Raw genomic sequence first — 23,763 nt, forward strand, 5'->3', positions numbered from 1 at the left:
AAACACCCCTCTTTGGCTAGAAGAGGAGTGTCCCTTGTTACTCAACTGATTTGAGCGCTTCGATCATGTCGATCTTTTTCAATTTATAGTGCATAACAAGCATCACGATCGTTGAAAATAGTAGCGTTAAAATTGCTGAATATACATAACTTGGCCATGTGATCGTTGGACTAAACATCATATTGTCCACCTCAGCCGTTTGGATCACAAAGCGGTGCAAGAAGAATCCAAAGATAAAGCCGACTAAAATTCCAAGTAGCGTTAAAATAATATTTTCCCGATAAACATACATCGTCACTTCTTTCGGATAAAAGCCGAGGACTTTAATTGTCGAAAGTTCTCGAATCCGTTCAGAAACATTGATATTCGTAAGATTATACAACACGATGAAGGCAAGAATCGCCGCTGAAACAATTAAGACAACCATCACAATATTTAAGCTCTTAAGCATATCTGTTAACATATCGCTAATGGTATTTGAGAAGGTGACTCCTAAAACGCCACCTTGATCCATCAACTTTTCAGCAAATTGATTTTCCCAAGCCTTCGAAGTGTGTTTCAAATTCAAGAGATCTGTATCATAGCTTGGAGCCTCGTGGAATGCTTTTTCATAGCTATTCTTTGTCAAATAGACATAATGCCCCGCATAATTTTCAGCAATCCCTGTCACCTTAAAGCGATATTCCTTATGACCTGTATCCTTTAAGACAAGCGTACTCCCTTTCTTTAAATCGAGCAATTTCGCCAATTTTTCCGTCACAACTGCACCACGATTATCCAGTTTTAGGTTTTCTTTCGACTCACGGTTTTCTAAATGAATAAAGTCATCCAATTTTTCTGTTGTCGCAAACGTCGTGAGTTGAACAGCCTGACTCCCCGTTCCTGCCTTCACTGTATCCATCGTTTTCATGGAAGTTGGCATCCGACCCGTAACAGCGTCATCCGAAAGGAGCTGATTATAAGCCGCCTTCTTCTTTTCCGTTGCTGTTTTATCACGAGTAACAATGGCATCATATTTTAAAACACTTCCATATTGCAAGGTGGCAATATCACTGATAGAATCGCGCAAGCCAAAGCCAGTCAAAATAAGAGCCGTACAACCTGCTACTCCAACAATAGTCATCAACATCCGCTGTTTATAACGAAAAATATTTCGCGCTGTCACTTTACTTGAAAAATTCATGTGTTTCCAAATAAAGCCTACACGTTCCAGTAAAATGCGTTTCCCTTGTTTCGGAGCTTTTGGGCGCATTAACGTAGCTGCATTCGAGCGCAGTTCCGCTAAACAAGCCGCAAATGCCGTCACCGTTGTACAAAGTAAGGCTACTAAAAGCGCCATGACGGAATAGCTCGGATAAAAAATAAGTGCCACCGCCGGCATATCGTACATCATGCCATATGCATTGAAAATGATTGTCGGGAAGAATAAAAAGCCAACCACAAGCCCGATACCAGTTCCGATCAAACTCGCAAGCGAGCCATATACAAGAAATTTCTTCATGATATCGCTACTAGAATATCCCAGTGCTTTAAATGTCCCAATTTGAGTTCGCTGTTCTTCCACCATCCTTGTCATCGTGGTTAAACAAACAAGTGCCGCAATTAAAAAGAAAAATACTGGAAAAATGGTAGATAACGAAGTTAAGCGATCCGCATTTTCCTTATATTCAGCATATCCCGGGTTATTGGAACGATCTAGCACAAAATACTCAGGTTTTTCAAGCGCCTCTATTTTTGATCGTTCTTGTTGCAACTTTTGTTGCTTGATTTCTAGTTTTGCCTTTGCCTCCGTGAGTTCTGGACTTTTTTTCAACTCCTGCTTGCGCTGCTGTACTTTCGCTCATCGCCAGTTTTGCTTCTTGTGCTTTTAGTTTCTTTTCTGCTTGATCAAGCTTGGCATAACCATCTTGTTGCATTTTTCTAAGCCGCTTATCCGCTTGTTTGTTGAGAAGCTTCTCAAGCTTCGCTTTGTTGCTCTCCTCTGCATCTTTATATCCATTTGAAAATGCTTTTTTATCCGCCATGTCACGAAACTGCAAATTAGCTACCGTATAGACGTTGCTATCAAAGTCTTGCTTTGGAATCACCGCAAAAGCATCTGTTGAACCATTCCCAACTGAGCTCGTCCCTCGGCTATCCTTTTCGATAAACATTGGACTTCTTACAAAACCAACCACTTTAAATTTATCTTTTTTTAGCGTGCCTTTGAGCTTACTACCGTCACCTGAAACAAAAGTAACGGTGTCCCCAATTTGATATTTTTTATTCATTTTCTTAGTTGCATCGAGTGCAATTTCACCCGATTTATTAGGCACTCTACCTGAAAGTGCTTCATATTGATTTAAGCTTTTTTTACCATCGTAAGAATAAATACGCATAGCAAGCCGATCTTGATTCAGTAATAAATCAGCACTATAACCCATATCGACTTGTTTTACACCACTTGTTTTTTCAAGTAATGCTTTATCTGATTCATCTAAACCATATGTAGACTGAATCGAAAAATCGGCTAATTTATTCTCTTTATAATAACGATCTGCTGTTTCAATCATATCAGGACCAGTCGCTTTAATGCCTACAAAAAAAGCAACACCAAGCATAATTAAAGCGAGAATCGAAAGGAAACGACTTTTCGAATGCCAAATTTCTCGCCAAATGTCTTTCCAAAGTGCTCGTTTTTTCAAAATTCTTCTGCCTCCTTTCTACCACTCGATACTGTCAATCGAGACAGGTTGCGAATTTTGACGAATTTCTCGAACTTTAGCATCATTAATTTCAATGATCCGATCAGCAATGGGTGTAATCGCCGTATTGTGGGTAATGACAATCACAGTCGTTCCTGTTTTTTCACACGTTTCTTGAAGTAATTTCAAAACGGATTTCCCAGTCTCATAATCAAGTGCGCCTGTTGGCTCATCACAAAGAAGCAATTTAGGCGCCTTAGCAAGAGCTCGAGCTATCGCAACCCGCTGTTGCTCTCCACCTGAAAGCTGGGATGGAAAATTATCTAGTCGATGCGATAATCCCACTCTTTCAAGCACTTCTTTTGCATCTAACGCTTCTGGAACAATTTGAGCTGCGAGCTCTACATTTTCTTTCGCTGTTAAGTTTGGAACGAGATTATAAAACTGAAACACAAAGCCGACATCAGTCCTTCTATAGCTTGTCAGTTGTTTGGCATTCATCTGCGCAATGTCTACTCCGTCAACAAGCACTTGCCCTTCATCGCACGTATCCATCCCACCCAAAATATTCAAAACGGTTGATTTACCGGCGCCAGAAGGACCGACAATAACCACAAATTCACCTTGCTTAATTTCAAAATCAATGCCATCGTTTGCTGTCACAATACTTTCGCCCATCTGATAGCGTTTATACACATCTTTTAACTCTACATATGCCAATTTTTCAAGCCCCATTTTCATAAAATTTATTTCTTCTATTATATCGAACCCCGCTTCATCTGTGAAGAAAAGAACAAAAAAAGACTAAAAAGAAATTGAGCTGTCATTTTTTCAAAACAACTCAATTTCCCTCTAGGTCTTTTAACGAATAACAGCACCGAGTTTTGCTTCAAGTGCCTTTATTACTTTTTCAGTCGCAGACGTCACTTCTTCTTCGATGAGCGTCCGTTCTGGATCTAAGAAAGTAAGCGTGTAAGCGACAGATTTTTTATCTTCGCCGATACTTTCTCCTTCAAAAATATCAAACAATTTCACATCTGAGAGTAGTGTTCCTCCATTTTCATGAATCACTCTTTCAATGACTCCATTTTCCACCGAGCGGTCAACAAGCAAAGCAAGATCACGCGTCATTTCCGGGAAGCGTGCAATCGGAGCATATTCGACTTGTTTCTTCGGAGCTTTAAGAAGCGCTTCAAAATTTAATTCAGCAACATAAGTCGCTTCTAAATCAAATTCTTTTTCTAACCGTGGATGAAGCTCAGCAAGATAACCCACTTCTTCCTCTCCAAGAAGAATCGCTGCTGACCGGCCTGGATGGCGTTCTTTTAGCACACGTTTTTCAAATTGGAAAGAGGAAACAAGTCCAAGCTGCTCAGCCAAGCCCTCTAAAATTCCTTTTAGCAAGAAGAAATCGACCGATTGTGCTTCATCTTTCCAACTAGGCGCTGCATAATTTCCAGTCATTAAAATGGCTAAATGCTCTTCTTCTACAGGGAGTGCATCTCCGTCTGTTCCATAATAAACATTGCCAAGTTCAAAGAAAAAGACATCTGTATTTTTTCGTGCAACATTATAACTTGCCGCTTGAATCAAACTCGGAACGAGACTCGTGCGAAGCGTGCTATGCTCTTCACTCATCGGCATCTTGAGCCGTACTGTCTTCTCTTCAGCAAGCGCCAATCGTCCTGCTTCTTTTTCGGAAACAAGTGAGTACGTAAGCGCTTGGTTTAAACCAGTTGCTTCAAGGTAATTCCGAGTTTCTTTGCGAAGTAATTGTTCTGTTGTAAACCCGCCAGCCGTTTCCGCTTTTGGAAGCGTTGCAGGAATTCGGTCATAGCCGTAAATCCGCGCCACTTCTTCTAAAATATCAGCCTCAATGGAAATATCCCAGCGTCTTGAAGGAACCTCAATCCGAATCTCATCGCCGTTAAAGTGTACTTCGAATTGAAGACGGTCAAACACATCAGCCATTTCTTCACTAGAAATCTCTGTTCCAAGTAAGCGATTCACCCTCGAGAAACTCGTTACAATTTCATTTTGATACGCGTCACGGTTATCCACTTCAGAAACACCTGATAACATACGTCCGCCACCAAGTTCAGCAATAAGTGCCGCACCATGTGCTAGAGCTTGCTCTACTTTAAAAGCATCGCTCCCTTTGTCATAGCGAATGCTCGCTTCCGTACGAATCCCAAGTTCTCTTGACGCTTCTCCGATATACTTACTATCAAAAATAGCCCCTTCAAGCAAAACTTGTGTCGTATCCGCTGAAACTTCCGAGCTTGCCCCGCCCATAATCCCAGCAATCGCAATCGGATCTTTTCCATTCGTCACGACGATATGGTTCTCTGAAAGATTACGCTCTTTACCGTCAAGTGTCTCAATTTGCTCACCTGCGTGTGCTAGACGAACCTCAATTTCTTTACTTCCCACCTTCTCGTAATCAAAAGAATGTAGTGGTTGGGCATAAAGTAAATTGATATAGTTTGTTACATCAACGATATTACTGTGTGGTCTAATTCCCGCTTTCATCAGCGTCGTTTGCAACCAAAGCGGCGATTCTGCCACTTTCACATCTTCAACTAAACGAACCGCATAATAAGGAGTCGTTTCTTTATCTTTAATCGCAACTTGCACTTTTCCTTCAATGGAACCAGCTTCCGAAACATCTGGCTGTTCAGGTAAAAGCGGTTTTTCGTGAACGATCGCCCCCACTTCATGTGCAACACCTGTCATACCAAGTGCATCTGCTCGGTTAGGTGTAATCGCCATATCGAGTATGGAATCATCTAAGCCAAAAAGTGTGATTGCACTTGCACCGACTGTCACATCATCCGGTAGAACATAAATTCCTTCTTGATAGGCTTTTGGAACCACGCTACTATCAAAGCCAAGCTCTTGAAGCGAACAAATCATCCCTTCAGAAACTTCCCCGCGAAGTTTTGCTCGTTTGATTTTCACTCCGCCTGGAAGACGAGCCCCCACACGAGCGACGATCACTTTTTGACCTTGATCTACATTTGGTGCACCACAGATGATTTGTACAACTTCATCTTCATCTACACGAACCGTTGTTTTTTTTCAATTTATCTGCACTTGGATGGGGTTCGCAAGTCAACACTTCCCCGACAACTAAATTTTTTAATTCTTGATCTAAACGCTCCACGCCTTCAATTTCAATCCCCGTACGCGTAATCGCTTCGGCAAGCTCATCTGCACCCAATTTAAGATCCGGGAAGAATTTTTTGACCCAATTATAAGAAACTAACATTTATCTCTCCCCCATTTCTTTTGCTATAAATTGTTTCGAAAAGCGCAAATCATTCGTATAAAGATGACGAATATCATCCACGCCATACTTCAACATGGCAACGCGTTCTGGGCCAAGTCCAAAAGCAAAGCCACTATACTTACTTGAATCAATGCCAGACATCTCTAGCACGCGAGGGTGCACAAGTCCTGATCCAAGAATCTCGATCCATCCCGTTCCTTTACAAGTTCGGCAGCCTTCACCACCACAAGCAAAACAAGAAATATCCATTTCAACAGATGGCTCAGTGAATGGGAAGAAACTTGGACGAAGTCGAATTTCTCGATCTTCACCAAACATGTGCTTCGCTAAAACAGTAAGCGTTCCTTTCAAATCAGCAAATGTGATATTCTCTCCAACAACTAGCCCCTCAATTTGCGTGAACTGATGAGAGTGTGTCGCATCATCGTTATCGCGTCGGTATACCTTACCTGGACAAATAATCTTGATCGGGCCATTTTTAAAATCGTGATTTTCCATTGTCCGCGCTTGAACCGGTGAAGTTTGCGTGCGCAACAAGGTATTCTCTGTAATGTAGAAACTATCTTGCATATCGCGTGCTGGATGACCTTTTGGTAAATTTAATGCTTCGAAGTTATAATAATCCAGTTCAACTTCTGGGCCTTCTGCAATTCGGTAGCCCATTCCAACAAACATATCAGTAAGCTCATCAATGACTTGTGTAAGCAAGTGAGTCGTTCCAGTGGGAATTTTTGTTCCCGGAAGTGTCACATCAATTGATTCACTTTCAAGCTGTTTCATTAGCGCAGCCTCTTCCAGACCTTCTTGCTTATATTTGATTTTTGTACTGATTTCCGTTCGAACTTCGTTAGCTTTAGCTCCAACAAGTGGTTTTTCTTCATTCGAAAGTTTGCCCATCTGCTTCATGATTTCTGTCATCGGGCCTTTTTTCCCGAGATATTTCACACGTAAATCATTCAGCACTTTTAAACTTTCCGCCTGTTCAATTTCCTGAATTGCTTCTTTTTCTAGCGTTTCCAGTTGCTTTAACAAAAGAACCACACTCCTTTTTTTAGACAAAATAAAAAACCTCCATCCACAAAGGGACGAGGTTAGCTCGCGGTACCACCCTAATAAAAACAGAAAAACTGCTTTCACTTCATTCCGGTAACGGCTTTTCACCGATCTGCCTTTCCCCATAAGTTAGTTCCCGGCAGCGACTGTTAGAGCTGAAATTTTCACAAAGCTTCCAGTAAAGCGGCTTCCAGTCTATAGACCGCTTCTCCCTAAACAAGAATTTCTTTGTTACTTGTCTCCGTCATCGTCTTTTGCATCATTTAATTACTTCTCATTATAACAGTTTCACTTAAATTAGCAAGTATATTTCTGCAAAAGCCTCGTTAACAGAGGTAAAAAAATCGGCGCCAAAACGAAGTAAAAGACTATATTCCCGGTAGCATGAAGCGTATCAAAGGATAACCCTGCTAGGTAATACACCCAAAAATAAGCAAACCCATAAATTGGAGCAATCAAAAGCGCTTGAATAAGCCCATAAACAAAACCCATCAGTCCGCAAAAAAGTGCCATCATCCAAAGCGGTATTTTTTGTCTGTAAGGTCGAAGGAACAGGCCCGTTAAAAGCGCAATAAATGCGTATCCTAAAACTTGTCCAAAGGTCCAAATCCCTAGCCCCAACACAATATTTGAAACAACCATCGTAAGTGTCGCGAATAAAACGCCAAAACGAACACCGCACAGTAGCGTCAACATAACAACAAGGGCTGTGACCGGTTGAATATTGGGCAGCGGAGCAAATAAAATTCTTCCCGCTGCCGCAAGCGCTGAAAGTACAGCCAAAAGCGCTAATAGTTTAGTATTTTTCAGTGAAAATCGAATCACTTCATTAGTTGGCTTCATGAAGATCAAAACTCACTTTATCCCCATTTTTAGGCTTCGTTTCTTTAGCGCCTTTTGTTGCAAATTTACCATTTATTTCAATAAACCAGTAACGACCAGCTTTTTCATCTTGAGAAACGCCATTAATGGATGTAATCATCCCTTTATCATCGGCAATTTTAAAGTTGTCTTGAAGCATTTGATAAAGCGTCATTCCTTTTTTCGCTTGGACTTTTTTTTGTTTCCAGTTTCTCTTTTCCTTCATTTTGTGTAACTTGAATCGTAACCGCAATACTCGGCGTTTTCTTGGTGGACTCCGCAAAAGAACACGCTGAAAGTATTAAAACGATCATGACGAGCGCCGTAAAAAGCCCCTTCTTTTTCATGTTCATTCCCCTTTTTAGCCAAAATAAAAAAACACAGCAATATCCATAATTGCCATGTTTCTTATTATCTCATCACTCTGCAGTCTGTTCAAGTGGAATCCACCTATCAGCCCAACACTGGACCTGCTCCATGACTTTTTTCAAATCTTTGCCTTTTTCCGTTAATGTATATTCAATGCGAACAGGCGTCTCTGGATAGACTTGCCTTACAACAATTTCCATTTCTTCCAGTTCTTTTAAACGTTCAGCTAATACGCGATCACTCATTTGCGGAATTTCTCCTGCCACTTGTTTAAAACGTTTTGGACCTGTGAGAAGAACATTAATAATCAAACCCGTCCAACGTTTTCCAAGAAGCTGAAATGCGGATTCAAACTTCGGACAAACTTTATGTGCTTCCGTCATAATTCTCACCTCTTTTTGTATTATAGCACAAAACCAAACAGAAAGTAACTAATTAAATTCATGTTGCTTATTTTTTAAAAGTGGGATTGCGAAATTAAATAGACGGGCTTACAATAGAAGAAAGAAAACGAAGAGGAGTGAGACAAATGCCGAGTCGTCGCTATATCGTTAAAAGTTCCGTTGAAGAAACGATGGATATGATTAAGCTTTCGCAAGCGACCAGCACACCAGTATTTGAAGAAATACGTGACTTTGGCGAAGGAAGGAAACTCGCAACACTCGCTTACGAAAAATATTACTTCCGTGCTTCCAATCGAGCTGCTCTTTTCATTACTATCAATAACTTCCACGGAGAATCAGAAGTTACAGCCATCTCAACAGGAAGCTCCGATAATTTAATTTTCAATATTGATTGGGGTGCCGCAAATAGCTACATTCGTTCCGTTCAAAAAGTGCTTCATCCTGTTTTAATCCACGAAATCAAATTAAAAAACGCCAAGGAATAGTCCTTGAAGGAGACAAATCTCCTTCAAGGTTTTTTATTTTCGCAAAGCATACATCAAAATTCCCGCAGCGACTGAAACATTTAGGGATTCACTTTCACCATAAATAGGGATATAGACTTTGTGCCTGATTTTTTCTTCAATTGTTTTCGAAATACCATTTCCTTCATTCCCCACAACGAGCCCAAACGATTCCTTTTTAGAAACCTGATCGTAAGGCATTGCCGTTTCATCCAAGAAAGCGCCATAGACTGGAACTTCTTCATCTGCAAGTCTAAAAAGCCAGTCTAAAAGATTCCCACTAATTACAGGAATATGGAAGTGACTTCCCTGCGCACTACGTATCACCTTAGGATTATATAAATCCGCAGACCCAGCACCGAGAATGACCGCATCAAACCCAGCCGCGTCTGCCGTTCGAATCAGCGTTCCCATATTCCCCGGATCCTGCACCGCATCAAGAAGTAAAAACTTCTTATCAACAAGAAACAAAAGCTCTGGCTCCGTCATTTTGACGACTGCAAAAACCCCTTGCTCGCTTTTAGTTTCACTTAAATAGTGGCTCACCTCATGACTCACCAAGTGTTTTCGAATCTCACTAGGTCGCTCTAAGTCAAATGACAAACCCTCTTCAACGATCAGCTCTTCAACAAGTCCATCTTGCTTTAGCGCCTCTTCCACTAAATGAAAGCCTTCAACAAGGTATGTTCCTTGTTCAGCTCGCCCTTTTTTCATCATCAATTTTTTCCATTTTTTGACACGTTCATTTTTAGTGGACTGAATTAGTTCCATCCAACCTCTCCTTTGTAACAATTCTGTAATCTAAAATGAAGTTTTACCTTTATACAACAGCTTTGCTTCTTTACATAAATAGTCATAAAGACCTAATTACATTTTCATAGTAGCTTCATCCGGCAATCTGTTTCTATTGTAGAGAGGAATCCATAAAAAAGCAATCTAAAAAGGCGCCCACTTATCGGGCGCCTTTTCTCTGAGCCTCAGCCAAATGTAATTTTCTTGACTGTTTCAGCATCCAAACGTTTGATGACTTCCGTAAGAAGTTTTACCGTTGCTTCAAAATCATCACGATGGATGATTGATGCATTGGAATGGATATAACGTGCTGCAATCGTAACTGGCAGTGACGGAACCCCGTCACCTGTTAAGTGAATCGACCCAGCATCTGTACCACCACCAGGAATCGCATCAAACTGATACGGGATCCCGAGTTCATCCGCTACATCTGTAACAAAGTTACGCAAGCCAGGATGACTGACAAGTGAAGCGTCGTATAAAATAATTTGCGGGCCTTTACCCATTTTACTTTGCGCTTCCTCTGGTTTAATTCCCGGCGTATCACCAGCAATGCCGACATCGACTGCAAAACCAATATCCGGTTGAATAAAATGCGTCGCCGTTTTCGATCCACGTAATCCCACTTCTTCTTGGACAGCACCAACGCCGTAAACATTATTAGGATGTTTTTCATTTTGTAAATTTTTAAGCACTTGAATAGCAACAGCCAAACCGATTCGATTATCCCAAGCTTTCGCAAGTAAGAACTTCTCGTTTTTCATTGTTGTAAATTCAAAAGCAGGGACAATCATGTCTCCTGGCCGAATACCAAAACTTTCGGTTTCTTCTCGGTCATTCGAACCCACATCAATGAACATCGATTTAATGTCAAAAGATTTTTGCCGCTCAGCAGCCGTCATTAGATGAGGGGGTTTAGATCCAATCAAGCCAGGAATTTCTTCCCCTTCACGAGTAATAACGGTAACTTTTTGTGACAACATAACATGAGGCACCCAGCCACCGACCGTTTGGAATTTAATAAAACCGCCTGCGTCAATTTGTGTAACCATAAAACCGACTTCATCCAAGTGTCCTGCGATCATCACTTTAGGTCCATCTGCCTGACCTTTTTTAAGTGCAATGCTACTCCCAAGTCCATCATGGTGAAGCTCATCGGCAGCGTCTTTTATGTAAGATTCAAAAACTTGTCTTGGTTCACGTTCATTTCCAGCAATCCCTTTTGCATCCGTCAACGCTTTTAACATTTCTAATTCCTGATCCATTTCAGCACATCCTTTCCTTCATGTTTCTTATTATAGCAGAAAAAAAACAGAAAACTTGCTTAGACGCATTAAAACCGAAAATTCAAGCTTAAATAAGCGCTAGAATTTTCGGTTTATTATTAATTACATACTCAAATGCAATTTTGTATTAGTCATTAAAGTGACCGCACTAACTACAGAAAACTTCTTAAAAAAAGGAAGTTTGTCACTTGATTCATCACTATTTAAGGCAACTTGATTAAAGCCATTTTGACCCGTTAATCGCTTATGCCAAGTACTTCCGGCACCCGCGAGTCCAACGCTTTGATTTTTAAATGGCGTTTTTCCTGATGTCGTATAAATCAACTCAACCACATCACTATTTACCCAACCCACTTGAGAGCCAAGTTCAATTTGGTACCAAATTTTATTACTATCCATTTTGGCTTCACGTAAAATTTCAATTTTGGGATCGAAATCATTCGAGAAGCTAGCGAGAAGTTTTGCTTCACGTATATTTGGTGAACTCCAAATATTTAATACACGGTGTTCTTTCATTTGACCGACTGCATAAGTCTGAGTAACCGAAGACATTTGATCGAGAGCCAGTTCTGAACGGTCATAAGTTGCTAAACCAAACTTTTCAATAACTTCAATCAACTTCGCTGCGTATGTTGGGTCCGATGAATAACCCGTTTCAGCCAAAGCTTGCGCTGCTAAACGGAAATTCGTTTCCCCAAGCAAACGCGCATATAATTTTTTATTCCAGCTTGGGCCCTCAGCAAATAAAAGTGCATGATCATTCAGTGAATCGTACCAAGACGGATACGATTTAAAAGCAGCTTTTGTTCCAACATAGACCACGCCATTATGCTCTTTAGTTGGCAAATAAATGGATCTCCCGCGGAAGGTTCCTTTAATGCCAAATAGGTTTTTTCCTTTTTGGGCAAGCTGACTTTTCCCCCAATTCGATTCTAAAATCGCTTGAGAAATTGTAATGCTGGCTAAAATTCCATGTTCTTTTTGAACTCTTTTTGCATGTGGCGCAATTTCATTAATGAAAGCTTGTTGCGCGGAAGTTATCCGAGCAGATGAGTCATCCGCCTTTGCTTGCATAGGAAGAGCGATCATCGAAAACGATAGGCTGACGAGCCCTATTCTAAGCAAGTGCTTCTTAGCAATTGAAAACATAATGAGTTTGCACATCCTTTTTTGAATAAATTTTTATACCTCAAAGATATAAAAACATGTGTTCTTTCTTAGCAACCATTTCATTCTAACAAAACTTTTATGTAATATATATTTCTTTTAGGTTACAAAAATGACAAAACAATAAAAACCATTCACTTGCTTAGGTTGCGCAAAACGAAAAAAAAACAAAAAAAAAGGATTGAAACGCACTTTGTTAGGTCTAATGAACTACCAATAAGACAACTAAAAAGTGTTAATTTCAATCCATTTTCGGTTATTTTCGTTGAATTAAATCCGCTTTAACCCAACCTGCTGTCTTCCCATCAACAGCAAATTGAACCCATTTTCCGTTGGTTGTTTCCGCAACACGGAGAACATTCAAAGTATCCCTCGCGTAAAAAGTTAAGTTTTCATTTTTAGTTGCTCCAGGGAGTCCATAAGGCATACCATAAACCGTTCCTTCTGCGTCTTTTTTTAACCTTTGCTTTGTACCCCGCAAGCTGATTTCGAATGACTTTCGCCCCTACTTCATCGTAGCTCGTTAAGTCATAGTCATCAATCAGCGTTGTAAGTTTCGAAGCATAAGTTGGATCAGTCGCATATCCCGCATCCATGATTGCTTTTGCAGCCGTTTTATAATCTCTGGCATCAATTACAGCCCGGTATTTATCTTTCGCCCAAGAAGTCCCATTTAAAAAGAGATTCGCATGATCATCAAGTGATTCATCAAAACTTGTATATTTTCGAAAATTCGCTTTGATCTCGATCCATTTTCCATCTTGAAATTCCTTTGTCGTCATATTAATTAACGGAACGCCTGCTGACCCTTTCACTCCAAATAAATTATTCGCTTTAATCGCCAGCTCGCTTTTTCCCCAGTTTGACTCAAGAATCGCCTGAGCAAGCGTAACGCTCGTCAAAATATTATGTTCCTTTTGAATTTGCTGCGCGCGTGGGACGAGTTTGCTGATGAAATGCTGTTTTTCGTTGTCGTAAGCAGGAGATGGTGCCGTAAATTCTAAATACGCATTCCGGAGCATCCCAGCCAAAACAAACAGAAGAACAACCGATGTAAAAATGCCCGTCAAAAAGTAAATTCGCCGCTTCTTCTTTTTCGTCCACTTTCTCAAAAAAGCATCTCCTCCTGTTTCTTTTAGCTAAACAATACGTGAAAAAAGGGGAGAAATCAAGCCATCTTAAGACTGATTTTAAGATTCTTTTAGAAAACTTAAGACTTTCTTTCCTACAAAAAAACTCCTCGCAAATGCAAGGAGTTTTTCCACTATTTCGAAGCAAGCGTGATACGTTCACGCTGATGTTCGCCCTTTTCGATTTCATCAACAAAGCCACGTGCATAATCTAGAAAACTGATTTCACTTTCTCCGCTAGCATTTGTAAGCAAGTTGTCAGCGCCCATTTGATAGCTTCCCGTTGCTGCTCCATCAGGGTTAAAGAAAGCAGAAGGACTAACATACGTCCAGTTCAAATTCGTTGTCGCCTTCAGTTCATCAAAAGCTTTTCCCATATTAGAAGCCGTTGGAAGAAAAGCTTCTGGAAAGTCTTTTGTGTCCATGAGACGAGTTGTCTTCTCAGGGTCGACATATAAACTACCTGCCCCACCAACAACCATTAATCGAATCTCTTCATGTCCTTTTAAAAGCTCAATCAAATGCGCAAGTGAACTTTGATGCAGGTCTTCTTTTCCAAGTGGCGCATTAAACGCATCGACAACTACATCTTGCCCCTCTAAGTCTGCAAACGTTAAATCAAATAAGTCCTTTTCTAACACCTCTACATTTGGATTCGTAATTTTTTCTTTATGACGAACAATCGCCGTCACATCCATTCCCCGTTTAACAGCCTCCTCTAAAATCAAATGACCAGCTTTTCCTGCAGCTGCAATAATGGCTACTTTCATGATTCTTCCTCCTTATATGTAACTAAAACAGTTACAATCAAATGTTTTTGATAGCAAGGCAAATCTAATTCGCCTTGCTTTCCATACTTGCACGAATATCTTGTAAACTCACCTTTTTTAATTCAGCTTCCATCTTTCGCTGCGCATTTAAAAAGGCATCATCAAGCGCATCTTGAATGTGAGCACCAACGAAACAATTTGGATTGGGATTTTGATGCATATCAAATAACTGCTTTTCCCCTTCCACAGCTCGGTACACTTCATAGAGCGAAATCTCTTCCGGATCACGCGTCAAATAAGTCACGCTAGCACCAGGACTTGAATGAAGCAACCCAGCTTTCTTTAAAAAGGCTCATGATGCGCCGGATTACAACCGGGTTCGTTCCAACGCTCCCCGCGATCTCCTCAGAGGTTATTTGTTCGCCGCGATTTCGATCAACTAACGTCAAAATATGCACCGCGACACTAAAACGTGTTGAAATGGCCATTCCCTCACCTCTTTGTAACCATTATAGTTACAACCTGTTTCTTTGTCAAATTACTTGTTTTTAGAAGGAAAAGAAATTTTTCCATAAGCCTTTTGCAAGAAGTAGAGTCGCCCTTGCCATTTAAAAGCACTTTGCCGGTCCGAAAGTAGCGCCTCAAACATTTTGCGTTTCCTTTTCGGTAGCTTTACTAAATCAGTTTTCAAATCAGTCTGCTCAATATAGCTTGAAACGAGTCCGCGAATTTCCTCATAATCTTCTTTAGGCGCGAGAAAAAGCCATTCGATCATTGAAAATAAGTCAATCGCTAGGAATTTATCTTTTTTTTGCTTGGATGAGTTTTGTATCCGTCACCCCTTTAAAGGCTTGATCACAAACCCTTAAAGCATCCAGTCGATCCTTTACCATGCGAACATTGTTCCGTTGTTGCGTAATAGATCCCGAAGATTCCCTTGAACGCCAGTAGTAGCCTATCGAGGCGAGTAAATTGACGCGCTCAGCTTTTAAATAGGCAGGAATAACAACAGGAATATCTTCAAAGGTTTTTCCCACTGGGAAAGCAAACTGATTCTCATCCCAAAAGCTGCGTTTAAACAATTTATTCCAGCTCGTCGTATCATAAAGCAACTCGTTTGTTTCATGCAAATTCGTTCCAATTTTTGTTTCTTGCATAAAACGTTCATGAAGAACAGAAGGATAAACATCTTCGCCGCGAAGTCGGCTCACCCCGATCGTTACGATTTCTGCATCTGCTTGCTCAAGGCTTTTCACCATTCGTTCATACATCGTTCTGTCAATAACATCGTCACTATCAACAAAAGCAAGATAAGTTCCTGTTGAAAGCTTCACGCCATCATTTCTCGCAGCTGACAACCCACCGTTTTCCTTCCGAATTACTTGAAGAGAAGGATACTTTTGCTGCAACTGTTTTAACTTTTCACCCGTATCGTCCGTTGATCCGTCCTCCACAACAATCACTTCAAGATCTGGATAAGATTGATTCATCACAGAATCGATACAAGCATCAATATATTCGCTCACATTATAAGCGGGGATAATCACACTTACTTTCATGTTTTTCTCCTTTAAAAGCCAGTTTTTTGGCGTCTTTTTTCAAACGGCACTTTCCAAACCCAATCCCCGAGTCGAACAAAGCCAGCGAGATAAAGACGTACCGCGATTTTCTTCAGTTTTGCCGTTAGCCCGTGGCCAGAACTGTACCCGTTTTTTCTCCAGCGCGGGAACCTCTCTTCCAGAACTTGCTTCACCTCTCTCAGTGCTTCCTTACGCAATTTAATGGACTTGAGATCAATGATTTTTCGAAGAACCGTGCGATAAACGAGGTGTTCCATATAAAGCCATTCGAGTTCCTGTTCATTTCCATTATAAATCTTCAACCGCTTCATCTCAGCTTCCACATGCTGAAGCATCGGAATGACTTCAAGAAATTTAAGATCCTGTTTAAGGTTCGACTGGGAATCCATGCGATCCGTCTGATAAAAATAGAGAGCTTCGTCAAGCTTCACAGGATTTTTTGCCCGTAAAACGACAGCCGGAATCATTCCCAAATCCTCGTACCAAGTCCCAAGTGGAAAACGAATATCCCGTAACAGCTGAGAGTCATAAAATTTGTTCCAAGGAACGCTTCCCGCATCTGTCAGCAAGTATCCAGAATTTCGAGGCACATATTGTTTTTTCCCTTCTTGGTTTACATTATAAGAAGTAAATAAAACGAGATCAGCATGTGACTCCTCAGCTGTTTTCAGACAAACTTCAACTAAATTTTCCTGAATCCAATCATCGCTATCTACCATCACAATATAATCCCCAGTTGCAAGATTTAAACCCGTATTCCGTGCTCCTGCTTGACCACTATTCAGTTGATGAATTTTTTTCACACGAGTATCTGTCAGCTGGTCTATCATTTCCCCAGAAGAATCCGTAGAACCATCGTCGATTAATAAAATTTCAAGATGCGGATATGTTTGATTCAAAATCGAATTAACACAGCGCATCAAATCTTTTTCTACATTATATACAGGCACAATCACACTGACTAATTTTTCTTTCATTTTCGAGCTCCTTTACGCAAAGAAATACGCTTCCCCTTAAGGATACCCGTTCTGAAAACTTTTGTCTATTGCAAACAAAAAAGCCACTGGAAGAAAATTCCAGCAGCTTTTAAGCATTCGTTATTTAATTTCAATTTTTGTATGGTCACTATTTTCTAATTTTGGAAGAACAATGCTTAAAACGCCATCCACAAAGTCTGCTTTCACTCCACTCGCATCTACATTTTGAAGTGCAAAGCTTCTGCTGATAGAGCCGCTTGAACGTTCACGACGAATAAAGTTTCCCGCGTCATCTTTCACGTCCGCTTTCTTTTCACGTTGTCCTTTAATTGTCAAAATACCATTTTCAAAATCAACGCGAATGTCTTCTTTGTTAAAACCTGGTAAATCCGCTTTCACTTGATAGTTTTCCTCAGTTTCTGAAATGTCGACATTCATTTGGCTTCCATTTAATAGGTTAACGTTTCCATCAAAGACAGATGGGAATAAGTCAAAGAAGTCGCTGTGATGCATTTGTGGTAAGTTCATCATCATTCATCACTCCTCATAACCTTCTTATTCTTACCTTACAATTCTATTGTAGCTCTATAGTCAGAAAAGGTCAAAGTTTTTGCTTCACAGCAAATCGAAGAACTGTTTTTAAATTTTCAGGTGCCGTTCTTCTGGGATCAGACAAATAAATCTCCTTATGATCCTTTGATACCCGTTCAAATCCTTTATCCGATGCGAACTGTTCCATTTGAGCAAAGCTCGCGGGTTCTGTATCATACGAGCCAAGATGTAGCATTTGAATTGAAGGTCCCTCAGTGGATTCTTCTAACCTCAACTTCTGAATTTGTTCGTTTGAAAGCTTCTTTTCAAGAAGGGGACTGATTTCTTCGAATAATTTTTGGTTAACAAATTCCGGCTGTCGGATCATGATCTTATAAGCAAATAAAGATTTATCAAGTGGACCAGCATCTCGTTGTTTCGTTGTCCACTCTCCTTCAAGTGGATAGACGGTATACTCAAAATAACCTTCAGGAGTTAGCCCTTTTTTCGGTAGCATTCGAATCGTATAAGCAGCCGCATAAAGCGCTGCTACGTGCTCTTGAAAATCCTTTTCATTAGGGTCTCCTTCGCCATCGATTGTCAGGTAACACATTTTCGGAACATCCAGAAAAACTGGCTGTTTCTTGGGCAAATAAAGTTCCTTTTCTTCTTTACGCCATTCATATTTCACTTATTCATCTCTCCTTTTCACTTGAAAGCACGCTTCTGTAAGCCATTTTTCGGTGTCTTCTTCAGTTGCTTTCGATACGTGATAGATATTTAACATCGGGCCCGCAATTTCGTAAGGATTAGACTCGATCCATTTGGCAAAAGTTTCTGTCACAACTGCCATCTTTTCATAGGAACCGCTAAAAGTAATACTTGCCACTAATTGTTCAGGTACTTTCTTAAAATCAAGGTTTTCTTCTGCATCAAGAATAACCGATTGCACTTCAACATCCGGCCAGTTCTCCAAATAACTAGCATCATGGAAAATCGCACAGTCGAGCCGCTCTTTTGAAAAAGAAATTTTTTTCTCTTGCTGCTTTTTGATAAAGTTTTTTCCAAAGGACTCCCTCAGCATTATAGTTGGGGATTTTTTTTGCGCAAACTGAGGACTCTTCGTTCTGGCAAAGTTTTCACTTTCACTAAGTAGTGCTGATTGTGCTTAAAATAAGGCTTCGCTTCTTTTAAGCGCTTCATTTGTTCTTTTAGTTTTTCTGCTTCTTTTTTTAATGCTTGATAGCGATTTTCATAAAGCAAAAAAAAGCGCTTGTTTTTCATCCGACTGCTCAAAAATCCACTTTATCTCCTTTAAGGAAAAACCCATGCTTTGTAATTCTCGAATACGTTCGACATCTTCTAGCTGACGAGCCTCATAATAACGATATCCTGTTGTTGCGTCAATTTTAACTGGTTTAATGAGAGCGAGCTTATCATAGTGTCGTAACATTCTAACGCTTATTTGTGCGAGTTTAGAAAAATCACCAATGCGAAACATACCTGCTTTTCTCTCCTTTGTTATCATTTTAAAGACTGACACTGTGGTAGAGTCAACTTAGAACTAACTTCCTAGGAAAAATTGTAGTGGGTCCAATTTCTTTAAGTATATCGTAGAATCCATCGCTTGTAGATTGAAAGCTAGACAAAATAAAACTGCTCTCATCTGAAAGCAGTTTTAACTTGATTGATAATCGGTTTAAAAAAGCAACAAAAATAAAATATTCCCAATGATAATCCCGCATGCTAGGACTACAGCTGAAGCAATAACATTAAAAAAGGTGGTTAAAGCAACATCCGCATGGTTCGTAAATAGTTCCTTGAAGACCTCATAAAAGGTGATCCCCGGAACAACTGGGACAAGTCCTGGTATAAAGTAAACTGTGGAGGGGTACTTGCGAATGTAGCTGTAGGCATAGCTCAATGTGCTTAAAATGAGGGAACAGCAAAAACTTGTGATGAAAACACCGAAACCGTTTGTGCTCATCATATAATACCCTAGCCAGCCCGCTCCGCCAACAATTCCTCCAGCAATAATTGTCTTATTCGGAATGCGACACAAAAAACCGAAAGCGCATGAAGCGATGAAACTGAAAATAAAATGGTAGATCAGTTCGAAAAACATGAAAACTTCCCCTTTTCCTACGAATTAAACAACAAAATAACAAGAGCTACACCACATCCAAGAGCTGCTGCCACAAATAAACTCTCGAACAGCCGAATAATTCCCGAAATATAGTGTCGCGCAAGTAAGTCACGAATCGCATTTGTAATCCCAATCCCAGGAACAAGTGGAACGACTGTGCCGATCATCGTTAGGTTAATATCAGAGCCCATGAGCTGATGCACGAGATAGCCGAATAGGCCACCTATAAAAGTGGAAAGAAATTCAAAAATGAATGGATAATCGGCCATGTTCGTTAATTTTTGAAATACAAAGTACGCTAAAACACCGCCCGTAATGGCACTTGGAAGATCTGACCACCTGCCACCAAAAATCAAAACAATGGCACCACTTAACAGCGCAGTAAAAAAAAGCTGCTTCCACATGGCGTCACGGCTTGTATCCGCATCAACTTTTTCAAGGCGTTGTTTCATTTCTGGAAGAGTTGTTTTTCCTTCTGTGAAGTCACGTGAAATTTGATTGACTTGGACAACCTTTTCTAAGTTATATCCACGACTGTCGATTCGGAGAAAACTATTTTCTGCTAGATCGGTTCTTACGAAAACGCCCGAAAGTGTCACATAAGTATAATAGCTTTTAGAAGCCGTGCTCCCAAGGCTTTTTCGAATAATTCGTTCCATCGTATCTTCAACTCGGGCTGTTTCTGCTCCATTTTCAAGCAACAACTTACCCGTTAAAAGTGCAGTTTGAATAATAAATTTATCGTCTTCCCTTTTCAAACCGTCCGCTCCCTTCTCTCTTTACTTATTATAGGTGGGAAGAATGACTGGTGTCAAAGTAATTTTATAAAATAGTTTAGTTATTATTTGTTAAATTTTTGAGAGTGACGTGCTATAATTATGAAAAATTATACAAGAACGAAATGGAGCGATAATGATGGCGAAAACCAAAGCTAATCCGCAAGTGGAAGATTATGTTCGTGAAATACCAATTTGGCAAGAAGTAACAGAAAAGCTTCGAACGATTTTACTGGATATCGATGACGAAATAACGGAGGAATTTAAATGGCATAAACCTTGTTACAGCGTCAATCATAAAAATATTGTTTTGATTCAAGGATTTAAAGCTTACTGCGCGCTGTTATTTTTCAAAGGGTCTTTGCTAAAAGATCCCGAAAAAGTTCTTTTAGATGTGGGTGAAAATTCACGTGTTGGCAAACAGTTGCGGTTTACGTCAAAAGAAGAAGTGGAAGAGCTTCGAAAAGTTATTCAAGCTTACGTGTTAGAAGCTATTCAAATCGAAAAATCAGGCTTACAAGTGGAAAAGAAAGAAACAGCTAGTACCGTTAATATGCCAGAAGAATTTGCGATAAAACTAAAAGAGAATCCCCGTTTAAAAAACTGCTTTTGAGTCACTTACGCCTGGACGCAGAAAAGCTTATTTATTTTATTTTGCTGGTGCAAAGCAAAGCAAAACACGTGAAGCGCGCATCGAAAAATTCATTCCACAGATTTTAGCTGGAAAAGGATTACGAGATTGAAGAAGCTAAAAAAAACCCGTTGCTATTTCTAGCAACGGTTTTTTTTTAGACTAAATCGCCAACGGCTTTAATTCGAAGACGAGTTGCATTATCTGGATGGTAAGCAAGCGGAATTTCTTCTACTTCCACAACTTCGATCGTTTCTACAACTGCGCCAGCAAGCCTTGCCTTTTCATAAGCTTTTTCCTCTGCATCTTGCAAAGCTTCTTCACGCGGTTTTTGTGAGTAAATATAAATTTGTTCGTATTCACCGCTTATTTGTGAAATGGAAGCTCCAATCGCGTTTGCAACAGCACCATGTTCATCTCGGATAATTTTACGGACTCCTTTCAACTGATCGGGGATAATCAAGCTACCACCGCCAACTAAAACAACCTCTACATCTCCTGAACTAGTTTTCATTTTATCAATAGCGACTTCTGTCATCTCTGCAATTTTTTGATAGGCTTTTTCAGCAAATTCAAGTGGAATTTGTTCGGCTTTCTTCCGGTCTCCAACGTTCGCATGTCCTAAACGAACTGCGATATCTGTAGCCGTAATCGTCTCTCCGCCAAAAACGAGTGCTTCTTCTGTAATCCGGTATCCCACACTATCTGGTCCAACCGTCACTTCGTCGCCATCACGCCGAACAATACTTCCCCCGCCAAGCCCAATAGAGACGATATCCGGCATACGGAAATTCGTACGAACCCCTCCGACTTCCACCGCAAGAGAAGATTCACGCGGGAAACCGCCAGCGAGCACACCAATATCGGATGTAGTTCCACCGACATCAAGTACTAAAACGTCTTTTAATCCAGCTAGGTAAGCTGCGCCTCGGATGCTATTTGTTGGGCCACAAGCAATTGTAAGAATTGGAAATTTCCTTGCATATTCAATAGACATAAGCGTGCCATCATTTTGACAAAGAAAAACTTCTGCCTGATGAATGCCCTCACTTTGTAGCGCTTTTTCAAATCCTCGACTGGTTGCTTCCATTACTTTAAATAGTCCAGCGTTTAAAATGCTGGCATTTTCACGTTCAAGCAATCCAATAGACCCTATGGTAGATGAAAGCGAAACTGGAATTTTTTCACCCAGTTCTTCTCTAGCGATTTCTGCAACACGAAATTCCTCTTCATTTTTCAAAGATGAAAACACACCTACAACGGCAATGGCTTCCACCTTGTCTTTCCAGCTTTGAAGAATTTCTCGAATTTCTGGTTCTGAAAAAGCAGAAAGCTCGCCACCATCAAACTCAAATCCACCTGAGGCCAGTTGATATATTCCAGAAAGCTTGTCAATCAGATCTTTTGGCCAAGCCGTATAGGGTAAAACAGAGGCCGTTGCTGGATAGCCAAGTCGAATAACACCCACTCGTGCTAGTTTTTTTTCGTTCTACAATCGCATTGGTGCACTGCGTTGTGCCAAGCATGGCATGAGAAACCTTTTCTCGCTCAATTCCTGCCTTTTCAAAGACTTGTTTTAATGCCTCGCGAATACCCGTTTCAATATCTTCGCTAGTTGGAACTTTGGTACTTGTAACGAGTTCAAATTTTTCATTTAATACTACCGCATCTGTATTGGTTCCACCAACATCTATCCCTACTTTATACATGGACAGTCCCTCCTTTTACCTGCGTTTTCTCAATCGGAATGAAGTCAAGGTCATAGCCGAAATAACGAGGTCCTACAGTTTCCAGTCCTTTTTCAGTTCGCCACTGCGGATTTGAAGGAAGACCTAACACATGGACACGCTTCCCGTATTTTAATGATTCAGTCGTCACCGGATGAAGAGTTTCAAGATCTGTTAAGCAAATTAAATCGGGAGTCATCGCAATCACTTCCCCATTTTTTTGAGCGATTAAGTTCTCATTTTGGAAGTAAACTTTTATTTCATCTTGGGAATTTTCTGTTAACCCTTTAATAGTGACGCAGCCCCGGTTAAATCCACCTACCATGTCACGCTCGACATCGACAATTTTTCCACTAAATAAATGGTAGCCATCCGTTGCTTTAAGTAGTTGATTCAATTTTTCTGCTTGATCTTGCTGTTTCGATTGAATGATTTGGCCAATTTTTTCTGATAAGCTAACGATGCCTCGAATCCCAGCTTGTTTAATATCTTTTCCACTACAAGGATAAAGCCCAACAGAACTGCTTGCCCCCATCTCAACTGTTGCAGCGCGCGCTAAGCGTTCCGTCCAGTTATTATCTTGCGTTTCAAGGATTTCAATATTGCCTTTTTCATCAGCAACTGCCATCGGGGTTGCGGAAACCCCGTGCAAATGGAATGTTACCATTTGAAGCTCAGGGAAAGCTCGACCCATGCCATCACAGTCGACAAGTGGAATCCCTAGTTGCGCAGCTACAACGATCGGAATCATGGAATTCACACCCCCTGCTTCCATCGGAAAGGTCCCTGTTAACTCTTTTCCAATATAGCGCCCGAGCTTATCGAAAATTCGCAGGTATTCATCTCCTTTTGGAAATTTTTCAATCAAAACAGAGGGCGCACCCATGCTCGCTGCTGGGATGAAAAAGTCGTCATCTGCGATTTCATCTACCGAAAGCAGTTTCGCCGGACCATATTCTTTTAAAGCAGAAAGAGCCATCATTTTTCCAATATATGGATCACCCCCACCACCAGTACCTAAAAATGCAGCACCTAAAGCAATGTCTTCAATGGCTTGTTCATCTAAATAACGCATCTAACTTCC

Annotated in this window: 26 protein-coding genes, 4 pseudogenes and 1 other annotated feature; of the genes and pseudogenes, 2 read left to right on the forward strand and 28 right to left on the reverse strand. The window is 40.5% G+C overall.

All coding sequences use genetic code 11. The features are described from left to right. Positions 1–37 precede the first annotated feature (37 nt). The 9 genes and pseudogenes from MAQA_RS14160 to MAQA_RS07300 all read right to left on the reverse strand — a co-directional run bounded on the left by MAQA_RS14160 (position 38) and on the right by MAQA_RS07300 (position 8,642). Positions 38–1,813: an ABC transporter permease gene (locus MAQA_RS14160; protein ID WP_241463150.1), complete on the reverse strand. Its 1,776-nt coding sequence runs from the start codon at positions 1,811–1,813 to the stop codon at positions 38–40. After that, the gene (locus MAQA_RS15545) at positions 1,719–2,684 is read right to left on the reverse strand and encodes a hypothetical protein (RefSeq protein ID WP_052008527.1); all 966 of its coding nucleotides are present in this window, start codon (positions 2,682–2,684) and stop codon (positions 1,719–1,721) included. The genes MAQA_RS14160 and MAQA_RS15545 overlap by 95 nt, the downstream gene beginning before the upstream one ends. 18 nt (positions 2,685–2,702) lie before the next feature. Beyond that, a complete protein-coding gene (locus tag MAQA_RS07275; protein ID WP_036072746.1) occupies positions 2,703–3,404 on the reverse strand; it encodes an ABC transporter ATP-binding protein in 702 nt (233 codons plus the stop codon). A gap of 141 nt (positions 3,405–3,545) precedes the next feature. Continuing rightward, positions 3,546–5,955 (reverse strand): annotated as a pseudogene (gene pheT / locus MAQA_RS07280) (phenylalanine--tRNA ligase subunit beta). Further along, positions 5,956–7,008 (reverse strand): phenylalanine--tRNA ligase subunit alpha, encoded by a 1,053-nt coding sequence (gene pheS, locus MAQA_RS07285; protein ID WP_036072747.1) that lies wholly within the window; start codon positions 7,006–7,008, stop codon positions 5,956–5,958. It lies immediately after the preceding pseudogene. A gap of 46 nt (positions 7,009–7,054) precedes the next feature. Then, positions 7,055–7,286, reverse strand: a binding site (T-box leader). Positions 7,287–7,326: 40 nt separating this feature from the next. Then, positions 7,327–7,872, reverse strand: coding sequence for an ECF transporter S component (locus tag MAQA_RS07290; RefSeq protein WP_036072748.1), 546 nt, complete (start codon positions 7,870–7,872; stop codon positions 7,327–7,329). Further along, positions 7,859–8,050: a DUF4430 domain-containing protein gene (locus MAQA_RS15550; protein WP_241463151.1), complete on the reverse strand. Its 192-nt coding sequence runs from the start codon at positions 8,048–8,050 to the stop codon at positions 7,859–7,861. Before MAQA_RS15550 ends, MAQA_RS07290 begins: the two co-directional genes overlap by 14 nt. Next, complete coding sequence (locus MAQA_RS15555; RefSeq protein WP_241463152.1) at positions 8,031–8,237, reverse strand: hypothetical protein; 207 nt, start codon at positions 8,235–8,237, stop codon at positions 8,031–8,033. Before MAQA_RS15555 ends, MAQA_RS15550 begins: the two co-directional genes overlap by 20 nt. A 72-nt stretch (positions 8,238–8,309) precedes the next feature. Continuing rightward, complete coding sequence (locus MAQA_RS07300; protein WP_036072656.1) at positions 8,310–8,642, reverse strand: winged helix-turn-helix transcriptional regulator; 333 nt, start codon at positions 8,640–8,642, stop codon at positions 8,310–8,312. Between the two features lie 146 nt (positions 8,643–8,788). On the opposite strand from MAQA_RS07300, the gene MAQA_RS07305 reads away from it, so the two are divergent. After that, positions 8,789–9,148 carry a DUF6054 family protein gene (locus tag MAQA_RS07305; RefSeq protein ID WP_036072665.1) on the forward strand — a complete coding sequence of 120 codons (360 nt, stop codon included), beginning with the start codon at positions 8,789–8,791 and terminating at the stop codon, positions 9,146–9,148. A gap of 33 nt (positions 9,149–9,181) precedes the next feature. Here the strand turns inward: MAQA_RS07305 and MAQA_RS07310 are convergent, their stop codons facing one another. From MAQA_RS07310 to MAQA_RS07370, 17 genes and pseudogenes are all read right to left on the reverse strand, one after another. Beyond that, on the reverse strand, positions 9,182–9,937 hold the full coding sequence (locus tag MAQA_RS07310) for a TrmH family RNA methyltransferase (RefSeq protein WP_036072667.1): 756 nt from the start codon (positions 9,935–9,937) through the stop codon (positions 9,182–9,184). A gap of 206 nt (positions 9,938–10,143) precedes the next feature. Beyond that, positions 10,144–11,223 (reverse strand): M42 family metallopeptidase, encoded by a 1,080-nt coding sequence (locus tag MAQA_RS07315; protein WP_036072668.1) that lies wholly within the window; start codon positions 11,221–11,223, stop codon positions 10,144–10,146. Between the two features lie 123 nt (positions 11,224–11,346). Further along, positions 11,347–12,393, reverse strand: coding sequence for a glycoside hydrolase family 73 protein (locus MAQA_RS07320; protein ID WP_052008528.1), 1,047 nt, complete (start codon positions 12,391–12,393; stop codon positions 11,347–11,349). A 274-nt stretch (positions 12,394–12,667) separates the two neighbouring features. Next, complete coding sequence (locus tag MAQA_RS16385) at positions 12,668–12,838, reverse strand: GW domain-containing glycosaminoglycan-binding protein (protein WP_338151620.1); 171 nt, start codon at positions 12,836–12,838, stop codon at positions 12,668–12,670. After that, complete coding sequence (locus MAQA_RS07325) at positions 12,810–13,523, reverse strand: glycoside hydrolase family 73 protein (RefSeq protein WP_338151621.1); 714 nt, start codon at positions 13,521–13,523, stop codon at positions 12,810–12,812. The genes MAQA_RS16385 and MAQA_RS07325 overlap by 29 nt, the downstream gene beginning before the upstream one ends. A gap of 152 nt (positions 13,524–13,675) precedes the next feature. After that, entirely contained in the window at positions 13,676–14,311 is a 636-nt protein-coding gene (locus tag MAQA_RS07330; RefSeq protein ID WP_036072670.1) for an NAD(P)-dependent oxidoreductase, read from the reverse strand. Positions 14,312–14,375: 64 nt separating this feature from the next. Continuing rightward, positions 14,376–14,799 (reverse strand): annotated as a pseudogene (locus MAQA_RS07335) (Rrf2 family transcriptional regulator). A 50-nt stretch (positions 14,800–14,849) separates the two neighbouring features. Next, positions 14,850–15,086 carry a hypothetical protein gene (locus MAQA_RS15560; protein ID WP_241463153.1) on the reverse strand — a complete coding sequence of 79 codons (237 nt, stop codon included), beginning with the start codon at positions 15,084–15,086 and terminating at the stop codon, positions 14,850–14,852. Positions 15,087–15,111: 25 nt separating this feature from the next. After that, the gene (locus MAQA_RS07340) at positions 15,112–15,870 is read right to left on the reverse strand and encodes a glycosyltransferase family 2 protein (RefSeq protein ID WP_241463154.1); all 759 of its coding nucleotides are present in this window, start codon (positions 15,868–15,870) and stop codon (positions 15,112–15,114) included. 11 nt (positions 15,871–15,881) lie between these two features. After that, positions 15,882–16,868: a glycosyltransferase family 2 protein gene (locus MAQA_RS07345; RefSeq protein ID WP_036072672.1), complete on the reverse strand. Its 987-nt coding sequence runs from the start codon at positions 16,866–16,868 to the stop codon at positions 15,882–15,884. A gap of 120 nt (positions 16,869–16,988) precedes the next feature. Then, positions 16,989–17,399: an Hsp20/alpha crystallin family protein gene (locus MAQA_RS07350; protein WP_036072674.1), complete on the reverse strand. Its 411-nt coding sequence runs from the start codon at positions 17,397–17,399 to the stop codon at positions 16,989–16,991. 70 nt (positions 17,400–17,469) lie between these two features. Beyond that, positions 17,470–18,090 (reverse strand): GyrI-like domain-containing protein, encoded by a 621-nt coding sequence (locus MAQA_RS07355; protein WP_036072677.1) that lies wholly within the window; start codon positions 18,088–18,090, stop codon positions 17,470–17,472. After that, positions 18,091–18,375: a GyrI-like domain-containing protein gene (locus MAQA_RS13715; protein ID WP_159099963.1), complete on the reverse strand. Its 285-nt coding sequence runs from the start codon at positions 18,373–18,375 to the stop codon at positions 18,091–18,093. Between the two features lie 107 nt (positions 18,376–18,482). Beyond that, positions 18,483–18,662: a hypothetical protein gene (locus MAQA_RS14445; RefSeq protein ID WP_159099964.1), complete on the reverse strand. Its 180-nt coding sequence runs from the start codon at positions 18,660–18,662 to the stop codon at positions 18,483–18,485. After that, positions 18,652–18,900 (reverse strand): MerR family transcriptional regulator, encoded by a 249-nt coding sequence (locus MAQA_RS13725; RefSeq protein ID WP_052008531.1) that lies wholly within the window; start codon positions 18,898–18,900, stop codon positions 18,652–18,654. The genes MAQA_RS14445 and MAQA_RS13725 overlap by 11 nt, the downstream gene beginning before the upstream one ends. 198 nt (positions 18,901–19,098) lie before the next feature. Beyond that, complete coding sequence (locus MAQA_RS07365; RefSeq protein WP_036072680.1) at positions 19,099–19,524, reverse strand: threonine/serine exporter family protein; 426 nt, start codon at positions 19,522–19,524, stop codon at positions 19,099–19,101. Between the two features lie 17 nt (positions 19,525–19,541). Continuing rightward, positions 19,542–20,303 carry a threonine/serine exporter family protein gene (locus MAQA_RS07370; RefSeq protein WP_036072683.1) on the reverse strand — a complete coding sequence of 254 codons (762 nt, stop codon included), beginning with the start codon at positions 20,301–20,303 and terminating at the stop codon, positions 19,542–19,544. Positions 20,304–20,460: 157 nt separating this feature from the next. On the opposite strand from MAQA_RS07370, the pseudogene MAQA_RS07375 reads away from it, so the two are divergent. Further along, positions 20,461–21,064: pseudogene (locus MAQA_RS07375) on the forward strand (YdeI/OmpD-associated family protein). A 45-nt stretch (positions 21,065–21,109) separates the two neighbouring features. On the opposite strand, the pseudogene MAQA_RS16095 reads toward MAQA_RS07375, so the two are convergent. Both MAQA_RS16095 and MAQA_RS07385 read right to left on the reverse strand, forming a co-directional pair. Next, positions 21,110–22,661: pseudogene (locus MAQA_RS16095) on the reverse strand (hydantoinase/oxoprolinase N-terminal domain-containing protein). Beyond that, a complete protein-coding gene (locus MAQA_RS07385; protein ID WP_036072686.1) occupies positions 22,654–23,754 on the reverse strand; it encodes a DUF917 domain-containing protein in 1,101 nt (366 codons plus the stop codon). The pseudogene MAQA_RS16095 and the gene MAQA_RS07385 overlap by 8 nt, the downstream one beginning before the upstream one ends. Positions 23,755–23,763: the final 9 nt, after the last annotated feature.

Origin of the sequence: Listeria aquatica FSL S10-1188, from assembly GCF_000525795.1 — a bacterium.
Classification (GTDB): domain Bacteria; phylum Bacillota; class Bacilli; order Lactobacillales; family Listeriaceae; genus Listeria; species Listeria aquatica.

Bases quoted from the DNA above. Each gene is read 5' to 3' on its own strand.
- MAQA_RS07290 (WP_036072748.1), bottom strand. From the start codon at position 7,872: ATGAAGCCAACTAATGAAGTGATTCGATTTTCACTGAAAAATACTAAA.
- MAQA_RS15550 (WP_241463151.1), bottom strand. From the start codon at position 8,050: ATGCTTCAAGACAACTTTAAAATTGCCGATGATAAAGGGATGATTACA.
- MAQA_RS15555 (WP_241463152.1), bottom strand. From the start codon at position 8,237: ATGAAAAAGAAGGGGCTTTTTACGGCGCTCGTCATGATCGTTTTAATA.
- MAQA_RS07300 (WP_036072656.1), bottom strand. From the start codon at position 8,642: ATGACGGAAGCACATAAAGTTTGTCCGAAGTTTGAATCCGCATTTCAG.
- MAQA_RS07305 (WP_036072665.1), top strand. From the start codon at position 8,789: ATGCCGAGTCGTCGCTATATCGTTAAAAGTTCCGTTGAAGAAACGATG.
- MAQA_RS07310 (WP_036072667.1), bottom strand. From the start codon at position 9,937: ATGGAACTAATTCAGTCCACTAAAAATGAACGTGTCAAAAAATGGAAA.
- MAQA_RS07315 (WP_036072668.1), bottom strand. From the start codon at position 11,223: ATGGATCAGGAATTAGAAATGTTAAAAGCGTTGACGGATGCAAAAGGG.
- MAQA_RS07320 (WP_052008528.1), bottom strand. From the start codon at position 12,393: ATGTTTTCAATTGCTAAGAAGCACTTGCTTAGAATAGGGCTCGTCAGC.
- MAQA_RS16385 (WP_338151620.1), bottom strand. From the start codon at position 12,838: ATGCCTTATGGACTCCCTGGAGCAACTAAAAATGAAAACTTAACTTTT.
- MAQA_RS07330 (WP_036072670.1), bottom strand. From the start codon at position 14,311: ATGAAAGTAGCCATTATTGCAGCTGCAGGAAAAGCTGGTCATTTGATT.
- MAQA_RS15560 (WP_241463153.1), bottom strand. From the start codon at position 15,086: ATGATCGAATGGCTTTTTCTCGCGCCTAAAGAAGATTATGAGGAAATT.
- MAQA_RS07340 (WP_241463154.1), bottom strand. From the start codon at position 15,870: ATGAAAGTAAGTGTGATTATCCCCGCTTATAATGTGAGCGAATATATT.
- MAQA_RS07345 (WP_036072672.1), bottom strand. From the start codon at position 16,868: ATGAAAGAAAAATTAGTCAGTGTGATTGTGCCTGTATATAATGTAGAA.
- MAQA_RS07350 (WP_036072674.1), bottom strand. From the start codon at position 17,399: ATGATGAACTTACCACAAATGCATCACAGCGACTTCTTTGACTTATTC.
- MAQA_RS13725 (WP_052008531.1), bottom strand. From the start codon at position 18,900: ATGTTTCGCATTGGTGATTTTTCTAAACTCGCACAAATAAGCGTTAGA.
- MAQA_RS07365 (WP_036072680.1), bottom strand. From the start codon at position 19,524: ATGTTTTTCGAACTGATCTACCATTTTATTTTCAGTTTCATCGCTTCA.
- MAQA_RS07385 (WP_036072686.1), bottom strand. From the start codon at position 23,754: ATGCGTTATTTAGATGAACAAGCCATTGAAGACATTGCTTTAGGTGCT.